This is a genomic window from Streptomyces sp. NPDC002499 (assembly GCF_053595415.1).
This window is the reverse complement of record NZ_JBSFXO010000005.1, coordinates 323,452-337,828: the sequence shown is the minus strand read 5'-3', so window position 1 is coordinate 337,828 and position 14,377 is coordinate 323,452. Positions and strand designations below refer to the sequence as shown.

Here is a 14,377-nt window from a genome sequence, read left to right as displayed (position 1 = left end):
CCTTCATGGGGAGCCCACAGCCCTCTCCTGGACTCACAGGTTTTTCCGACGCCCCCCTCGGCTTCCGCACATATCTGACGTACCGTCAGATGCCATGGACACGATCTGGCTCAGCGGGGCGGAATGGCTCGCGGTCCTTCGGATAGGACTCGGCCTGTGGTGGCTGGAGAGCTGGCGGCACAAGGACAAGAAGGGCTGGTTCGAACGCGGGACCGGCATCGAGTGGGCGGCGGGCGTGGCGGCCAAACACCGCTGGAACGCGGTCCGTTCGGGCTTCGACGTCGTTGTCCGCCCACGCCCCCGCACGATGGCGTACGTCGTCGTCTACGCCGAACTGGCCCTGGGCCTCGGCCTGGTGGCCGGCTTCCTGACCCCCGTCGCCCTGATCGGCGGACTGCTCCTCAACGTCCTCTACTTCACGCTCATGATCCACGACTGGGCCGAGCAGGGGCAGAACGCGATGATGGCGCTGATCTCCCTGGTCGCCCTGTTCGGGATGGCCTGGCAGACCTGGTCGGTGGACAGCGCGCTGGGCTGGTTCGGCGGATGACGACGACCGGGTCCCCGCGCGGTTTCGACGTCCCCGAACCGGACGCCTTCACCAGCGCCTACTGGGAGGCGGCGGCGCAGGGCCGCCTCCTGATCCGCCGCTGCGCGAGCTGCACCCGCGCCCACCACTACCCCCGCGAGTTCTGCCCGCACTGCTGGAGCGAGGACGTGACCTGGGAGCCGGCGACCGGCCGGGCGACCTTGTACACCTGGTCGACCGTCCACCGCAACGACCTCCCGCCCTTCGCCACCCGCACCCCGTACATCGCCGCCGTGGTCGACCTGGCGGAGGGACCGCGGATGATGACGGAGATCGTGGGGTGCGGGGAGGGGGAGCTGCGGGCCGGGATGGAACTGGCGGCGACCTTCCCGGACGGCGTCCCGAAATTCAGGCCGCACGGCACGGCCCCAACGACTTGAATGGCCGGATGGCCCACGCAGACGCCCACCACGTGACCGACCCCGCCGATTCCCCGTCCCCCTCCGCCGCCCCCTTCCCCGACCTGCGGGGCCAAGGCCTCCGCCTGCGCTCGTGGGACGCGGACTCGGACGCCGACGCCGAGGCCTGGCTGCGCGGGGTCGCGGACCCGGAGTTCCAGCGCTGGAACACTCCGCTCACGCTGATCAGCGACCTGGACGGCGCCCGCGGGCTGCTGCGCGACCGGGTCCGGCAGCAGGCGGAGGGCACGACGGCGTCGTACTGCATCACCGACGAGTCGAGCGGTACGACGCTGGGGCACATCAGCGCCAACGGCATCAGCCACATCTTCAGCAACGCCCACATCGGCTACTGGGTCCTGCCCGAGGCCCGCGGCCAGGGCGTCGCCACCCGCGCGCTGCGCCTCGTCGCCCACTGGGCCTTCACCGACCTCGGCCTGCACCGCCTCGACCTGGGTCACGCCCTCGGCCACGACGCCTCCTGCCACATCGCCGAACGGTGCGGCTTCCGCTACGAGGGCACCCTGCGCGGCTCGATGTTCGAGGCGGGCCGGCACGACGCCTTCCGCGACAGCCACCTGCACGGACGGCTGGCCACGGATCCGGAGGGGCCGTAGTAGTCCGCAGGTGCGGGCCGCTCCACGGTCTCCACGGCCGCCACGGCCCCTGCGCTCCCTACGGCCAGAGGAGCTCCCGCTCCCAAGTCCCGCCCGCACGCCGGTAGTTCACCCGCACATGCCGCCGCCGCTCGTCCCCCTGGAAGAACTCCACCGCGTCCGGCCGCAGTCGGTACAGCGTCCAGGTCGACACCGGGGCGTCCGGCTCGCGCTGGGCCCGGTCCCAGGCGGCCTGCGACGCGCTCGCCAACTCCTCCAGTGAGCCCAGGACTTCGCTCTGCCGGCCGGTCAGGGCGGCTGCCAGGGCGCCGGTGGAGCGGGCGTGGAGGTCGGCTCGGCCCTCCTGGGACGGGGCCGCGGTCACCGGGCCGCGGACGCGGACCTGGCGGCCCAGCACGGGCCAGTAGAAGGCGAGCGCGGCGTGCGGGCGGGTGGCCAGGTGGGTGCCCTTGCGGCTGGTCGCGTGGGTCGCGAAGGACCAGCCGTCCTCGTCCGCGCCGTGCAGCATGACGATCCGCACGTCCGGGTCGCCGGCGGCGTCCGCGGTGGCCAGGGACATGGTGTGCGGCTCCGGCTGGCCCGCCGCGACCGCCTCCGCGAACCACGTCGTGAAGAGGGCGAGCGGGGTCGCCGGAGCCGTCGTCGGGTCGAAGGGCGGCAGTGAGGTGACCTTCGGGTCCCACACCCGCAGTGACCTCAGCAGCTCGTGAAGATCCGTTTCCGTTCCCATGCGGGGATTGTCCCGCGGATCACCACGCCGGACCGTTTCCTGGTCAGAGCGAGCCCAGGTCCGACGACAGCCACCGCTCCGGCCGCATCCGGACCAGCACCTGATCGCCGTGGTTCTTCTCGGCGAACTCGACGTAGCCGTCGACCTTCTCGGCGGGCAGATAGCGCGCGCTGATCTCCCGCAGATGGTCGGTCGTGGAGGGCTCGGTCGCGATCACCGGGCCCTCCACCGACACGTACCGGATCGTGGGCTCGAGCCGGTCGATCATCAGGGAGAAGCGCCCCGCCGCCTGGATCAGTTCGTTCTTGCGGGAGTTGAGCGCCGTCATGATCCAGACCGTGCCGTCGGGCTCGTACTGGTACCAGATCGGCACCGTGAGCGGCGCCCGCCCCGCTCCGGCGTCCACCGCCAGCGCGGCGACGTGCGGCTCGGCCAGGAACTGTTCGCGCTCTTCGCGGTTGAGGGCCATGCGGGTTTCCTCCAGCGGCTCGGCGGCGTCGAACTACATCCGTGTACGTCCATGTACATCCATACAACGAGGGCCGAGCAGGGCTGTGTTCCCTCCGCCGTGTCCCCTTCCGTGTCGTCCTACTGGCGCCGCCCGCCCAGCACGCAGAACTCGTTGCCCTCGGGGTCCGCCAGGACCACCCACGACTGCTCGCCCTGGCCGATGTCCACGCGCTTGGCCCCGTGCGCCTCCAGGCGGGCCACCTCGGCGTCCTGGTCGTCGGGCCGGAAGTCGAGATGCAGCCGGCTCTTGGCCTTCTTGTGCTCGTCGACCCGTACGAAGTCCAGCCCCGGCACCCGATCCGGCGCCGGGCGGATCTCGAACTCGTCGTCGGAGGAGTGGACGACGACCCAGCCGAGAGCGTCGGCCCACCACTGGCCCAGGGCAGCCGGATCCAGCGAGTGGACGATTACCTGTTCCCATTCCAAGGTCATCCGGTGAGCTTAGACGGGCCCCGCGTACGCTGCACCGATGACCGCCCCCGCGAAAACGATCTATGGCTGGGGCGGTGGCGTCCTGGCGCTCCTGCTCCTGCTGGTCGGCCTCAACTGGTGGAGCACGGGCACCCCGTTCGGCAGTGGCGACGCGCGGACGCTGGACGCGCCCGACGTCTACTACCTGCGGCCCCACGGCGATTCGGCCGGTGCCGCGGACCCGCGGGCGCTGTCGGTGGAGGCGAAGGGCGGGTCGGTGGAGCCCAGGGGCCGGCACCGGATGACCGCCGACGTGGAGCCGGGCTCCGAGGACGTCGTACGCCTGCGCAAGCACGGGCCCGACTGCACAAGCACCCCCGCTCGCACCCACGTCACCTGCCAGATCACCGGCGGCTCCCTCAACCATGTCGCCGACACCCGCGTCTTCGCCGTCGCCGCGCAGGGCAGTCACGTCGGTGACGTGGGGTACGTCCGCTTCACGTTCACGAAGGCGGACGGCAGGAAACTCACCGCGCGCACCAAGGTCGTCGTCGGGGAGCCGGTCGTCGAGATCGGGCGGACCGGACCCGTGCGGGAGGTACGGCCGGGCGCGGTGGTGACCACGCCGTTCGTCGTGCGCAACAGTGGGGAGCGTACGGTCGAGGGGCTCGGCATCCGACTCGGCTCGGGGCAGATGGAGTTCACCGAGCGGTACGCCAACTGCCGTTACCCCGGCACCGCCCACCACACCGCCGTCTGCACCTTCCCGGACCTGCGGGTCGCACCCGGCGAGACCGTCGTCCTCCGCCCCGGGACCCGACCGGGGTTCACGATGCGCGCCGCCGAGACCGAGATGTACGACGTCGTCACGCAGGCCGCCTGGCCCCTCGACGTCGGCCCGGGTGAGGGCGGTGACTGGCTGAGCAGCGGTGACCACGGCGACGGGTCGACCCTCACGCCCGAGTTCGGCCCCGCCGAGGGCGTCCGTGCCTTCTCCCAGGGCGAGTTGCGCACCTCCGTCGGCCTCGCCGTCCGCGCCGACTACGCCGTCTCCGCCAGTGCCCTGCACGGCGCCCCCGGCACCGAGCGGCTCCTGCGGCTGACCGTCCGCAACGACGGCCCCGGCGACCCCGGCAATGCGGCCGACCTGGTCTTCACCCCGCCCCCGGGCGCCGAGGTGCGGAAGCAGCCCATGGAGGAGATCGACGAGGACGCCTACGAGCCCTACTGCGAGGACGAGGACGGCGCCTACACCTGCCTGATCGGCGCACTGGCCCCCGGTTCGGACCGCACCTTCGAGTTCACCCTGCGGCTCGGCGAACCGGATACGGCCGGCAGCGTACGCATAGTGGACAACAAGCCCAACCTCTTCGATCCGCCGGACCAGTTGGATCACCTCGGCCGCCAGGACCCGGACCCGACCGACGACCGGGCCGCCGTCCCGGTCCTCAACTGACCTGACGCCCGCCCTGCTTGAGCCCTCTCACCCGCCCGGCACCACCGCTCCCGACCCCCTCACCGCCCCAGCACCACCGTCCCCGCCGAGCAGAACCACCCCCCGGTCCCGCTCGCCACCCCCAGCCGTGCCACCTCCCCGTCCCGTCCCCGCACCTGCCGCGCCCCCGCCTCGCCGCGCAGCTGCCGTACCGCCTCCACCAGCAGGAACAGCCCCCGCATTCCCGGGTGTTGGGCCGACAGCCCACCCCCGTCCGTGTTCACCGGCAGCTCGCCGCCCTCGACCCGCAGCCGCCCCTTCTCCACGAACGCCCCGCCCTCGCCCTTCGCGCAGAAGCCGAGGTCCTCCAGCGTCACCAGGGTCATGTAGGTGAAGGCGTCGTAGAGCTGGGCGAAGTCCATCTCGGCCGGCCCGACCCCGGCCCGCTCGAAGGCCAGGCGGCCGCTCACCGCCGCCGGGGACACCGTGAAGTCGGGCCACTCGGACATCGCGGAGTGCGAGACGTGCTCCCCGGTGCCGAGCACCCACACGGGCGCGGTACGGCAGTCCCGTACGTACTCCTCGGCCGCCAGCAGCACCGCCGCGCCGCCGTCGGAGCGGATGCAGCAGTGCAGCTTGGTGAAGGGGTCGGCGATCATCGGGCCGGCGAGGACGTCGTCCACGGTGATCGGGTCGCGGAACATCGCCTCGGGGTTGAGCGCCGCGTTGGCCCGGGCCTGGACCGCGACCTCCGCCAACTGCTCGATCGTCGTACCGAATTCGATCATGTGGCGGCGGGCCGCCATCGCGTACTTGGCGATCAGCGTGTGGCCGTAGGGGACTTCGAACTGGAGCGGGCCGCGCGCGCCGAAGGAGAGGTTGCCGGTGCGGCGGCCCGCCTTGATGTCCGCGCGGGCCGTGGAGCCGTAGACCAGCAGGACGGCGTTCGCGTGGCCCGCGGCGATCGCGTCCGTCGCGTGGGCCGCCATGACCTCCCAGGTGGAGCCGCCGACCGCCGTCGAGTCGACCCAGGTGGGGCGCAGGCCCAGGTACTCGGCCACCTCGACCGGCGGGAGCGTGCCCAGGCCCGCCGAGCCGAAGCCGTCGACGTGCCGGCGCTCCAGGCCCGCGTCCGCGAGCGCGCGCCGGGCCGCCTGGGCGTGCAGCGCGTACGGGGTCGCCTCGTCGACCCGGCCGCAGTCGGACAGGGCCACGCCGACCACGGCGACCTTCCGCCCTCCCCGTGTCCCGGCCGGTGTCGCGGCTGAGGTGCCGACCGATGTGCCGACCGGTGTCATGAGGGGCCCGCCTTCCTCTGTGCATATCGTTCCCGGACTCCTAATATGACGGACCGTCAGATCCGGAGGGAAGTGCCATGGACGCGAGCTTCACCGCCGAACAGGACGAGATCCGCCGTACCCTGCGCGAACTCCTCGACAAGCGTTGTGGGTACGAGGAGTTGCGGGCCGCCGTCGACCTGCCCCGCGGGCACGACCCCGCCCTGTGGACGGCTCTGGCCCGGCAACTCGGCCTGCCCGGGCTCGCCCTGCCCGAGGCGTATGGCGGTGTCGGCTGCTCGGCCACCGAACTCGCCCTGGCCTGCGAGGAGACGGGCCGGGCCCTTGCCCCCTCGCCGCTGCTGGCGACCGCCGTGCTCGCCGCGCCCCTCGTCCTCGCCCTCGGCACCGACGCCCAGCGCGCGGAGCTGCTGCCCCGCCTCGCGGCCGGCGACCTCACCGCCGCCCTCGCCGTCCCCGGCACCGCCCTGGCCGCCGCCCTCGCCCTGACCGGCGACAACGGCGGCGAGTGGGCCGGCGGCGGACGGGCCGGCGGGGTGCAGGCGCGGCGGGTGGGGGAGGGGTGGAGGTTGTACGGGCAGGCCGACCAGGTGCTGGACGGGCACAGTGCGCGGTTGTTGGTGGTCGCCGCGCATGCCGGGGGGTTCGCCCGGTCCCGGACGCTGTTCTTCCTGGTCGCGGGGGAGGCGGAGGGGCTGGTGCGGGCGCGGCAGACCACCCTGGACGCCACCCGGCCGCAGGCCCGCGTCCAACTGAGGGATGTGGAAGCCGAGTTGCTGGGGGAGGAGGACGGGCACGGTGTTCTCGCCGCGCTCTCCTCCGTCGGTGACCGGGCCGCCGCCGCGCTCGCCTGTGAGGCGGTGGGGGCGGCCGACCGGGCGTTGGAGCGGACCGTCGAGTACGTGAAGCAGCGGGAGCAGTTCGGGCGGGCGATCGGGTCCTTCCAGGCCGTCAAGCATCGGCTGGCGGATGTGTATGTGCAGGTCCAGGCGGCCCGTTCGGCCGCCTACTACGCGGCCTGGGCGACCGTCCACGGGGAGCGGGTGGGCGGGGTGGCGCTCGCGCAGGCCCTGGAGGCGCTGCGGGACTCGGCCGCCGAGGGGATCCAGCTGCACGGCGGCATCGGGTTCACCTGGGAGCACGAAGCGCATCTGTACTTCAAGCGGGCCTGCGGCGACGAGCTGCTGTTCGGCCCCGCGCACCGGCTGCGGGCGCACGCGGCGGACGCGGCACGGCTCTTCGAGGGACGGGAGGTGGCGATGTGATCGGCGTCCGGGTGGTGCAGAAGGTCTCGTCGACGCGGGGGTTCGCGAAGGTCGCCCCGCATGTGATCCCCGCGCTCGACCGTGCCGTGCACCGGCTGACGCGGGGGAGGGTGCTGCTCAGCGCCCAGATGCTGCCGGGGGTGATCCTCACCGCGACCGGCGCGAGGAGCGGGCAGGTCCGGCGTACGCCGCTGGCCTGCATGCCGGAGGAGAAGGGCCGCACCTGGATCCTCATCGGCTCCAACTTCGGCCGTACGGGCCATCCCGCCTGGACCGCCAACCTCCTCGCCCACCCCGATGCCGAGATCAACTGGCGGGGCACGGACATCCCGGTCACGGCCCGCTTGCTGGAGGGGGAGGAACGGGCGGAGGTCTGGAAGCAGCTGCTCCTGTTCTGGCCGCCGTACGCGACGTATCAGGAACGCGTCGAGCGCGAGATCCGGGTCTTCAGGATCGTAGGGAATTCAGGAGCGTAGGGAATGACACGGCAGGCGGTGGTCCACCGGGGTGGACCACCGCCTGTCAGACAGGACTTGAGCCGGAGTACTGGAGGTCGAGTACTACTTGGTCGGCTTCTTTCCGGTCACGCCGAGGTGCACCAACAGCGCCAGGTTCGGCTTGAGTTCGGCCTGCTTGACACCCCAGGTCTGGAAGCCCTTCTGGTGCGAGGCGACGGCCGCGAGCATCGCGACCAGTGAACCGGCGACCGCCGCCGGGTTCACGTCCTTGTCGACCTTGCCCTTGGACTGCAACTCGGCGACCGCGTCCGAGAGGGAGTTGTTCACGGAGTTAAGGATCTTCATCCGGATCTTGTAGAACCGTTTGTCGCCCTCGGCGGCACCGAGGTCGACGACCCTGAGGATCGCGTCGTTGCGGCGCCAGAACTCCAGGAAGCCGTCCACGAGTTCCTGCGAGGTGGCCCATCCGGCCTTGCCGACCCACGACCGGCCGTCGAGCAGCGCCGTCAACTGGCCGCCCTCCGTGGCCATTTGCTCGGCGATCTCCAGGACGGCGCCTTCGACGTCCGGGAAGTACTGGTAGAAGGTGGCGGGCGAAGTGCCCGCCTTCCGGGCGACATCGATGACTTTGACGTCCCGGTAGGGGGAAGAGCTGAGCATCTCGCTCAGGCAGTCGAGCAGCTTCTGCCGGGTCGCCTGCCCACGCCGGCCGGCCACGCGGCCGTCGACGGTACGCACTTGTCCTGTCATGCCGTCAGCTTACCGAGGGGTGATCGGAGCGCGATTCGGCCGACTGCAAATGGGGTGCACGGGTGCTCAGAGGCGGGTGTGCCTGGTCTGCGGGGTGCGTGAGTCGCCGTTAGCTTGGCGGTATGGCCGAAAACAGGGCATCCGCGTACGGAGAGGGCGTCCCCTGCTGGATGGACGCGCAGCTTCCCGACGTCGAGGCGGGCAAGCGGTTCTACGGTGGGCTCTTCGGGTGGACCTTCGAGGAGGCGTACGGGGGATCCGTGTGGGCCCGCCAGGACGGGGAGCCCGTCGCCGCGCTCGCGCACAAGACGGACGGGCGGATGCCCACCGTATGGACGGTGTACTTCGCCACCCCGGACGCGGAGGCCCTGGCGGACCGGGTCTGGGCGGCCGGCGGCCAGGTCGTCACCGCGCCCCTCCCGGTCGCCGAGCTGGGCACGACGGCGCTGGTGACGGACCCGGAAGGGGCCGTCTTCGGGCTCTGGGAGCCGTCCGGGCACCCCGGCTTCGGCCGGCGGCACGAGCCGGGCACCTTCGCCTGGGTCGAGCTGTACACCCGGGACACCGAGGCCGCGAACGACTTCTACGGCGGTCTCTTCCACGACGCCCTGTTCGGTCCCGACGCCGAGCCCGACTTCGGCCGCGCGGCCGTCTCCGACGTCTTCCCGGCCGAGATGCCCCCGCATTTCCTGGTCCACTTCGCCGTCGAGGACTGCGCGGCCGTGGTCGGGGTCGTCCAGCGGCTCGGCGGGCGGGTGCAGGCTCCGCCATTCGAGACGTCGTACGGAAAAGTGGCGGTCGTCACGGACAATCAAGGGGCGTCGTTCGCGGTCCTGGAGCGGCTTCAGGGGTAGTCGGGGGTCGATCGGGGCGGTATCGGGACGGAATCGGGGTGGCATCCGGGGTGGATCGGTGATGGATCATGCCGTTTTGCGCGAGACATCCCGATATGTTCCCGGGTTCGCAACCTGTGGCCCGGACAGGAAGAATCAGGGTGCGTGCCGCCAGGGCGGTGCGGTGGTGAGACGCTGCACGGGGTCGCGTACATATGTGGGTGGCGCGGCCCGTACGGGGAGGTGGCAGGCAAGTGGTGGATCAGCTGACGCAGCACGATCCGCGGCGGATCGGTCCGTTCGAGGTGCTGGGACGGCTGGGTGCGGGCGGCATGGGGCTGGTCTATCTCGCGCGCTCGGCGTCCGGCCGGCGCGTGGCGATCAAGACGGTCCGTACGGAGCTCGCCGAGGACCAGCTCTTCCGGGTCCGCTTCACGCGTGAGGTGGAGGCGGCCCGGGCGGTCTCCGGCTTCTACACGGCGGCCGTGGTCGACGCCGATCCCCGCGCGGCCGTGCCGTGGCTGGCAACCGCGTACGTTCCCGCGCCCTCCCTCGAAGAGATAGTGAACGAGTGCGGGCCCATGCCGGCCCAGGCGGTGCGCTGGCTGGCGGCCGGGGTCGCGGAGGCGCTGCAGTCCATCCACGGCGCCGGGCTCGTGCACCGGGACCTGAAACCCTCCAACGTCCTCGTCGTCGAGGACGGCCCCCGGGTGATCGACTTCGGTATCGCCTCCGGTGTGTCGAACACGCGTTTGACGATGACGAACGTGGCGGTGGGCACGCCCGCCTACATGTCTCCCGAGCAGGCGAAGGACTCCCGCAGCGTCACCGGCGCGAGTGACGTCTTCTCGCTCGGCTCGATGCTGGTCTTCGCCGCCACCGGGCATCCGCCCTTCCACGGGGCCAACCCGGTCGAGACGGTCTTCATGCTGCTGCGCGAGGGCCCGGACCTGGAGGGCATGCCGGACGAGCTGCGTCCGCTGATCGAGTCCTGCATGCAGATGGAGGCCACCGGCCGGCCCAACCCCGCCGACCTCCAGTCCCAGCTCGCCCCGCACCTCTTCGGCTCCGGCTCCGACGACAGCGGCACCGCCTCCGCATGGCTGCCCGAGCGGGCCGTCAGCCTGATCGAGGCCCGCCGCAACGGACGCCCGCCGGCCAAGCCGGGCCCCGGCGGTCCCGGCGGCCGCAGCGGCGGACGCGGCGCCCTGCCGCCCCCGCCCCCGCCCCCGCACGACCCGGTGATCCCGGCCCCCGTCGGCGCCCCGGACACCGGCCCGGTCCGGCTGGCCGGCGGCCAGGTGCCCATCGGCCCCGGGCCCCGCGTCTCCGACGTGCGCGCCGCCGCCGTACAGGCCCCGCGCCCCGAGACCGCTCTGGCCGCCTCCTGGGCCAAGGCCCGCCCCGGCGTCAACGGCGCCGACCCCGGTCTGGGCGTACCCGCCCTGCCGCCCGTTCCGCCGGAGACCGCGAGCGGCTGGCGGCCCTGGCGGTTCCGTATGTCGAACGACGTCTGGGGCACCCCCTCCGTCTCCGACGCGCTCGTCTACGTCACCTCCTTCGAGGTGCACGCCCTGGACGTGGCCACCGGCCGGCGCAGCTTCAAGACGCGGGACGTGGCCTGGTCGATGGCGGTCGCGGACGGCCGCATCCACGCCTCCGACGGGCCCACGCTGTACGCCCTGGACGCCCGCGAGGGCGGCGATCTGTGGCGGCTGTCCCTCGACGCCTGGGTGTACTCCCTCAAGGCCGACCGGGGCACGGTCGTCACCGGCACCCGCGGCGGTGGCGTCCAGGCATGGGAGGCCTCCAACGGCCAGAAACTCTGGGAGCTCACCGGCTGTCAGAGCGACTTCGAGTCCCCGGAGGCCGGGCCCGCCGTCCACGAGGGCACGGTGTTCGTCTGGCAGGACGCCCGGCTGCGCGCCCTGGACGCCCGCACGGGCGAGGAGCGCTGGTCCTACCCGATCGGCGACGCGGCCTCCTGCGGCGGGGTCCCGGTCCGGCTGACGTACGCGCCCGACGGCTATGTGTACGCCAGCGCCGGCACCCGCGTGCTGGCCATCGACGTGGCGACCGGCCGGGTGAGGTGGCACTTCGAGGCCCCCGCGGCCTTCCTGTGCGCGCCCACCTTCGCGCCCGGACCGGCGGTCACCGGCGGTGGCGTCTACCTCGCCGACTACCTCGGCACGGTCTACGCCCTCGACGCCACCGACGGCCGCGACCGCTGGCGCATCGCCACCGAGTCCCGGGCCTCCATCGAGCCGGTGCTGGTGGCCGCGGGCCATGTCCACGTGGGCAGCGGCAAGGGCCTCTACACCCTGGACGCGGTCACCGGGACACCCAAATGGCGGTTCCAGGCGGGCGGCGACATCGTGGGCGCCCCGGCGGTCGCCGAGGGCCGGATCCACTTCGGCTCCACCGACCACCTCCTCTACACGCTCAAGGCCGACGACGGCCGGCTGCGCTGGAAGCTCGCCACCGGCGGCGAGATCACCGGCTCCCCGGTGGTCAAGGACGGCGTGGTGTACGCGTGCAGCAAGGACCGCTGCGTGTACGCGCTGGACGCGGAGAAGGGGACGGGGACGGCGCGGACGTCCTAGCGGGCGTCGGCGGATCCATGGCGAGGGTCGGCGGATCCATGGTGGGCGTCAGCGGATACGGAACTCCCTGTTCCGCTGCGCGAACAGCTCCGCCTGGCGTTCGCCCGGCAGGTTCCCGAGCGAGACCAGGTGCGGTGCCTGCGCGAACCCGGCGGTCACCGCACTCTCCCGCGCGGCCCACAGTGCCCGCACGGTCCCCTGGACGCCCTCGGGCGGATACCCGGCGAGCACGGCCGCGCACGCCGTCGCCGCCGCCAACGCCCCACCGGGCTCGGTGAGTTCGGAGACCAGACCGATATCGTACGCCCGCCGCGCCCCGATCCGCTCGGCGGTTCCCATCAGCATCATCCGGGCGACCTCCCCGTACGGCATCCGCTGCGCCATCAGCACCGACTCGTACGCGCTGACCATGCCGTACGTGGTGTGCGGATCGAAGAAGCTCGCGCTCGGCTCGGCGACCAGGAACTCCGACTCCCCGAGCAGATAGAACGCGCCCCCGCAGGCCATGCCCCGCACGGCGGCGACGACCGGCTTCCACAGGTCGTTGGCCTTGGGGCCGACGCGCAGCAGCGGATCGTCCGCCATGTAGGGGGAGTTCGGCTGCGGGACGTCCGCGTCCCGGTCGAGCCCGGTGCAGAAGGCACGCTCCCCGCTGCCGGTGAGCACGACGGCCCGCACCGAGTCGTCGAACCGCAACTCCCGCCAGACCTGCTGGAGTTCGTCCCGCATGGTCAGGTCGATGGCGTTGAGCCGCTCGGGCCGGTCGAGGGTGACGACGGCGACCCCGGTGTCCTTGTCGGTGTCGAGCAGGACGGTGTTCATGGCACCTCCAGGGCGCGCGGCGGCCGCCCGGGCGGACGACTCCGCCGTCGCTCGGATGTCCGGGGTCTCGCGGCCCGCCTTCATGCCCGCTCCAGAACCCACTGCGGCAACCCGGAATCGTCGAAGACGACCTGCACCCGCGCCCCGATCCGGATCCGCTCCGGCGGTACCGAGTCAAGGCGTGCCCCTGCCTCCGCGACCAGGTTGCCGACCAGGCGGATCCTTGGATGCTCGGCGAGTTCGACGACGATCACGTTGTACGGGGCCTGCTCGGCGTAGTCCGGCAGGAGCGGGGGGTGGGGGACGACGTAGGACCAGATGCGGCCGTGGCCCGAGACCCGGTGCCACTCGCTCGCGAAGGACTGGCAGTGCGGGCAGCAGGGGCGGGGCGGGAAGCGGGGTTCGGCGCACTCGGCGCAGGTCTGGACGCGGAGTTCGCCCTGGGACGCGTACTGCCAGAAGGGGGCGCCGTCGGCGTCGGTGACCGGAGTCAGCATGGGTCAGCTCCTGTTGGTGAGCAGCAGCGCGGAGGTCGGGACGCCCTCGCCGGCGGTGACGAGACAGGTCGCGGCGCCCGGGACCTGGGCGGTGCTGGTGCCGCGGAGCTGTTTGACGCCCTCGTTGATGAGGTTGAAGCCGTGCACGTAGGCCTCGCTGAGTCCGCCGCCGCCGGTGTTGATCGGCAGCCGGCCGCCGATCTCCAGGGCGCCCTGCTCGGTGAACGCGCCGCCCTCGCCGCGCCCGCAGAAGCCGTAGCCCTCGAGGGAGAGCGGGACCAGGGCGCTGAACGCGTCGTAGATCTGGGCCACATCGACGTCCTGGGGCGTGAAGTCGGCGTGTTTCCACAGGTGTCGGGCGGCGCTCCAGGCGGGCCCGGTGAGCGGGTCGTCGTTCCAGTAGTTGACCATGCCGTGGTGCTGGGCGGGCAGGCCCTGGGCGGCGGAGTGGATGTGGACGGGCCGCCGGCGGCAGTCCCGTGCCCGGTCGGCGCTGACGACCACGCAGGCCAACGCGCCGTCCGTCTCGAGGCAGTTGTCGAAGAGGCAGAGAGGCTCGCTGATCCAGCGGGAGGTCATGTACATATCGCGGGTCAGGGGGCGCTCGTACATGATCGCGGCCGGGTTCTGGTTGGCGCGGTTGCGGCAGGCGAGGGCGACGTTGAAGAGGTGGTCGCGGGTGGCGCCGTACTCGTGCAGGTAGCGGCGGGTGAGCATGGCTATCTCGTCGGCGGGGCGGAGCAGGCCGAAGGGGCGGGTCCACTGGCCGGGGGTGGGGAGTTGGCGGGTGGTGTTGGACCACGGGCGCGGTCCGCTGCCGCGTTTGCGGGACCGCCAGGCGACGCCGACCGTGGCCTGGCCGGTGGCGATCGCGGCGGCGAGATGCGCGACCGTGGCGCAGGAACCGCCGCCGCCGAAGCCGACCTTGCTGAAGAAGGTGAGGTCGCCGAAGCCGACGGCCTTGGCCAGTTCGACCTCGTCGGTCTCCTCCATCGTGTACGAGGCGAGCGCGTCCACCTCGCCGGGGGCGATGCCGGCGTCGTCGAGCGCGGCGAGCACGGCCCGGCAGGCCAGGGTCCGTTCGTCGTCCTCGAGGTGTTTCGCGAACGGGGTCTGGCCGATGCCGACGATCGCCGTGGCGTCCTTGATGGTCACGCTGCA

Annotated in this window: 16 protein-coding genes; 8 read left to right on the top strand and 8 right to left on the bottom strand. The window is 72.3% G+C overall.

What is annotated here, in order from left to right; genetic code table 11:
* Window positions 1–94 precede the first annotated feature (94 nt).
* Genes ACWD5F_RS15645 through ACWD5F_RS15635 form a run of 3 tightly spaced genes read left to right on the top strand, consistent with a single transcriptional unit; the run spans window position 95 to window position 1,604 of the window.
* Complete coding sequence (locus tag ACWD5F_RS15645; protein ID WP_451254620.1) at window positions 95–550, top strand: DoxX family protein; 456 nt, start codon at window positions 95–97, stop codon at window positions 548–550.
* The gene (locus ACWD5F_RS15640; protein ID WP_451254618.1) at window positions 547–969 is read left to right on the top strand and encodes a Zn-ribbon domain-containing OB-fold protein; all 423 of its coding nucleotides are present in this window, start codon (window positions 547–549) and stop codon (window positions 967–969) included. The genes ACWD5F_RS15645 and ACWD5F_RS15640 overlap by 4 nt, the downstream gene beginning before the upstream one ends.
* Before the next feature lie 8 nt (window positions 970–977).
* Window positions 978–1,604: a GNAT family N-acetyltransferase gene (locus ACWD5F_RS15635; protein WP_451254616.1), complete on the top strand. Its 627-nt coding sequence runs from the start codon at window positions 978–980 to the stop codon at window positions 1,602–1,604.
* A gap of 58 nt (window positions 1,605–1,662) precedes the next feature.
* Here the strand turns inward: ACWD5F_RS15635 and ACWD5F_RS15630 are convergent, their stop codons facing one another.
* The 3 genes from ACWD5F_RS15630 to ACWD5F_RS15620 all read right to left on the bottom strand — a co-directional run bounded on the left by ACWD5F_RS15630 (window position 1,663) and on the right by ACWD5F_RS15620 (window position 3,276).
* Window positions 1,663–2,334: a pyridoxine/pyridoxamine 5'-phosphate oxidase gene (locus ACWD5F_RS15630; protein ID WP_451254614.1), complete on the bottom strand. Its 672-nt coding sequence runs from the start codon at window positions 2,332–2,334 to the stop codon at window positions 1,663–1,665.
* A gap of 43 nt (window positions 2,335–2,377) precedes the next feature.
* Complete coding sequence (locus ACWD5F_RS15625) at window positions 2,378–2,803, bottom strand: pyridoxamine 5'-phosphate oxidase family protein (RefSeq protein WP_451254612.1); 426 nt, start codon at window positions 2,801–2,803, stop codon at window positions 2,378–2,380.
* 119 nt (window positions 2,804–2,922) lie between these two features.
* The gene (locus tag ACWD5F_RS15620) at window positions 2,923–3,276 is read right to left on the bottom strand and encodes a VOC family protein (RefSeq protein WP_451254610.1); all 354 of its coding nucleotides are present in this window, start codon (window positions 3,274–3,276) and stop codon (window positions 2,923–2,925) included.
* 37 nt (window positions 3,277–3,313) lie between these two features.
* Here ACWD5F_RS15620 and ACWD5F_RS15615 point away from each other — a divergent pair, with 37 nt between their 5' ends.
* The gene (locus tag ACWD5F_RS15615; RefSeq protein WP_451254608.1) at window positions 3,314–4,711 is read left to right on the top strand and encodes a hypothetical protein; all 1,398 of its coding nucleotides are present in this window, start codon (window positions 3,314–3,316) and stop codon (window positions 4,709–4,711) included.
* A 59-nt stretch (window positions 4,712–4,770) separates the two neighbouring features.
* Here ACWD5F_RS15615 and ACWD5F_RS15610 read toward each other — a convergent pair whose 3' ends face one another.
* Window positions 4,771–5,988: a thiolase C-terminal domain-containing protein gene (locus ACWD5F_RS15610; RefSeq protein ID WP_451254606.1), complete on the bottom strand. Its 1,218-nt coding sequence runs from the start codon at window positions 5,986–5,988 to the stop codon at window positions 4,771–4,773.
* Between the two features lie 77 nt (window positions 5,989–6,065).
* Here ACWD5F_RS15610 and ACWD5F_RS15605 point away from each other — a divergent pair, with 77 nt between their 5' ends.
* Window positions 6,066–7,253, top strand: coding sequence for an acyl-CoA dehydrogenase family protein (locus tag ACWD5F_RS15605; RefSeq protein ID WP_451254604.1), 1,188 nt, complete (start codon window positions 6,066–6,068; stop codon window positions 7,251–7,253).
* On the top strand, window positions 7,250–7,729 hold the full coding sequence (locus ACWD5F_RS15600) for a nitroreductase/quinone reductase family protein (protein WP_451254602.1): 480 nt from the start codon (window positions 7,250–7,252) through the stop codon (window positions 7,727–7,729). Before ACWD5F_RS15605 ends, ACWD5F_RS15600 begins: the two co-directional genes overlap by 4 nt.
* An 84-nt stretch (window positions 7,730–7,813) precedes the next feature.
* On the opposite strand, the gene ACWD5F_RS15595 is transcribed toward ACWD5F_RS15600, so the two are convergent.
* Window positions 7,814–8,449 carry a TetR family transcriptional regulator gene (locus ACWD5F_RS15595; protein ID WP_401716983.1) on the bottom strand — a complete coding sequence of 212 codons (636 nt, stop codon included), beginning with the start codon at window positions 8,447–8,449 and terminating at the stop codon, window positions 7,814–7,816.
* A 134-nt stretch (window positions 8,450–8,583) separates the two neighbouring features.
* Here ACWD5F_RS15595 and ACWD5F_RS15590 point away from each other — a divergent pair, with 134 nt between their 5' ends.
* Window positions 8,584–9,315 carry a VOC family protein gene (locus ACWD5F_RS15590; RefSeq protein WP_451254600.1) on the top strand — a complete coding sequence of 244 codons (732 nt, stop codon included), beginning with the start codon at window positions 8,584–8,586 and terminating at the stop codon, window positions 9,313–9,315.
* 233 nt (window positions 9,316–9,548) lie between these two features.
* Window positions 9,549–11,897, top strand: a complete 2,349-nt coding sequence (locus ACWD5F_RS15585; protein WP_451254598.1) for an outer membrane protein assembly factor BamB family protein — start codon at window positions 9,549–9,551, stop codon at window positions 11,895–11,897.
* Window positions 11,898–11,945: 48 nt separating this feature from the next.
* On the opposite strand, the gene ACWD5F_RS15580 is transcribed toward ACWD5F_RS15585, so the two are convergent.
* From ACWD5F_RS15580 to ACWD5F_RS15570, 3 genes are all read right to left on the bottom strand, one after another.
* On the bottom strand, window positions 11,946–12,719 hold the full coding sequence (locus ACWD5F_RS15580; RefSeq protein ID WP_451255103.1) for an enoyl-CoA hydratase/isomerase family protein: 774 nt from the start codon (window positions 12,717–12,719) through the stop codon (window positions 11,946–11,948).
* Window positions 12,720–12,799: 80 nt separating this feature from the next.
* A complete protein-coding gene (locus ACWD5F_RS15575) occupies window positions 12,800–13,216 on the bottom strand; it encodes a Zn-ribbon domain-containing OB-fold protein (RefSeq protein ID WP_451254596.1) in 417 nt (138 codons plus the stop codon).
* A 3-nt stretch (window positions 13,217–13,219) separates the two neighbouring features.
* Window positions 13,220–14,371: a lipid-transfer protein gene (locus ACWD5F_RS15570; protein ID WP_451254594.1), complete on the bottom strand. Its 1,152-nt coding sequence runs from the start codon at window positions 14,369–14,371 to the stop codon at window positions 13,220–13,222.
* Window positions 14,372–14,377 lie beyond the last annotated feature (6 nt).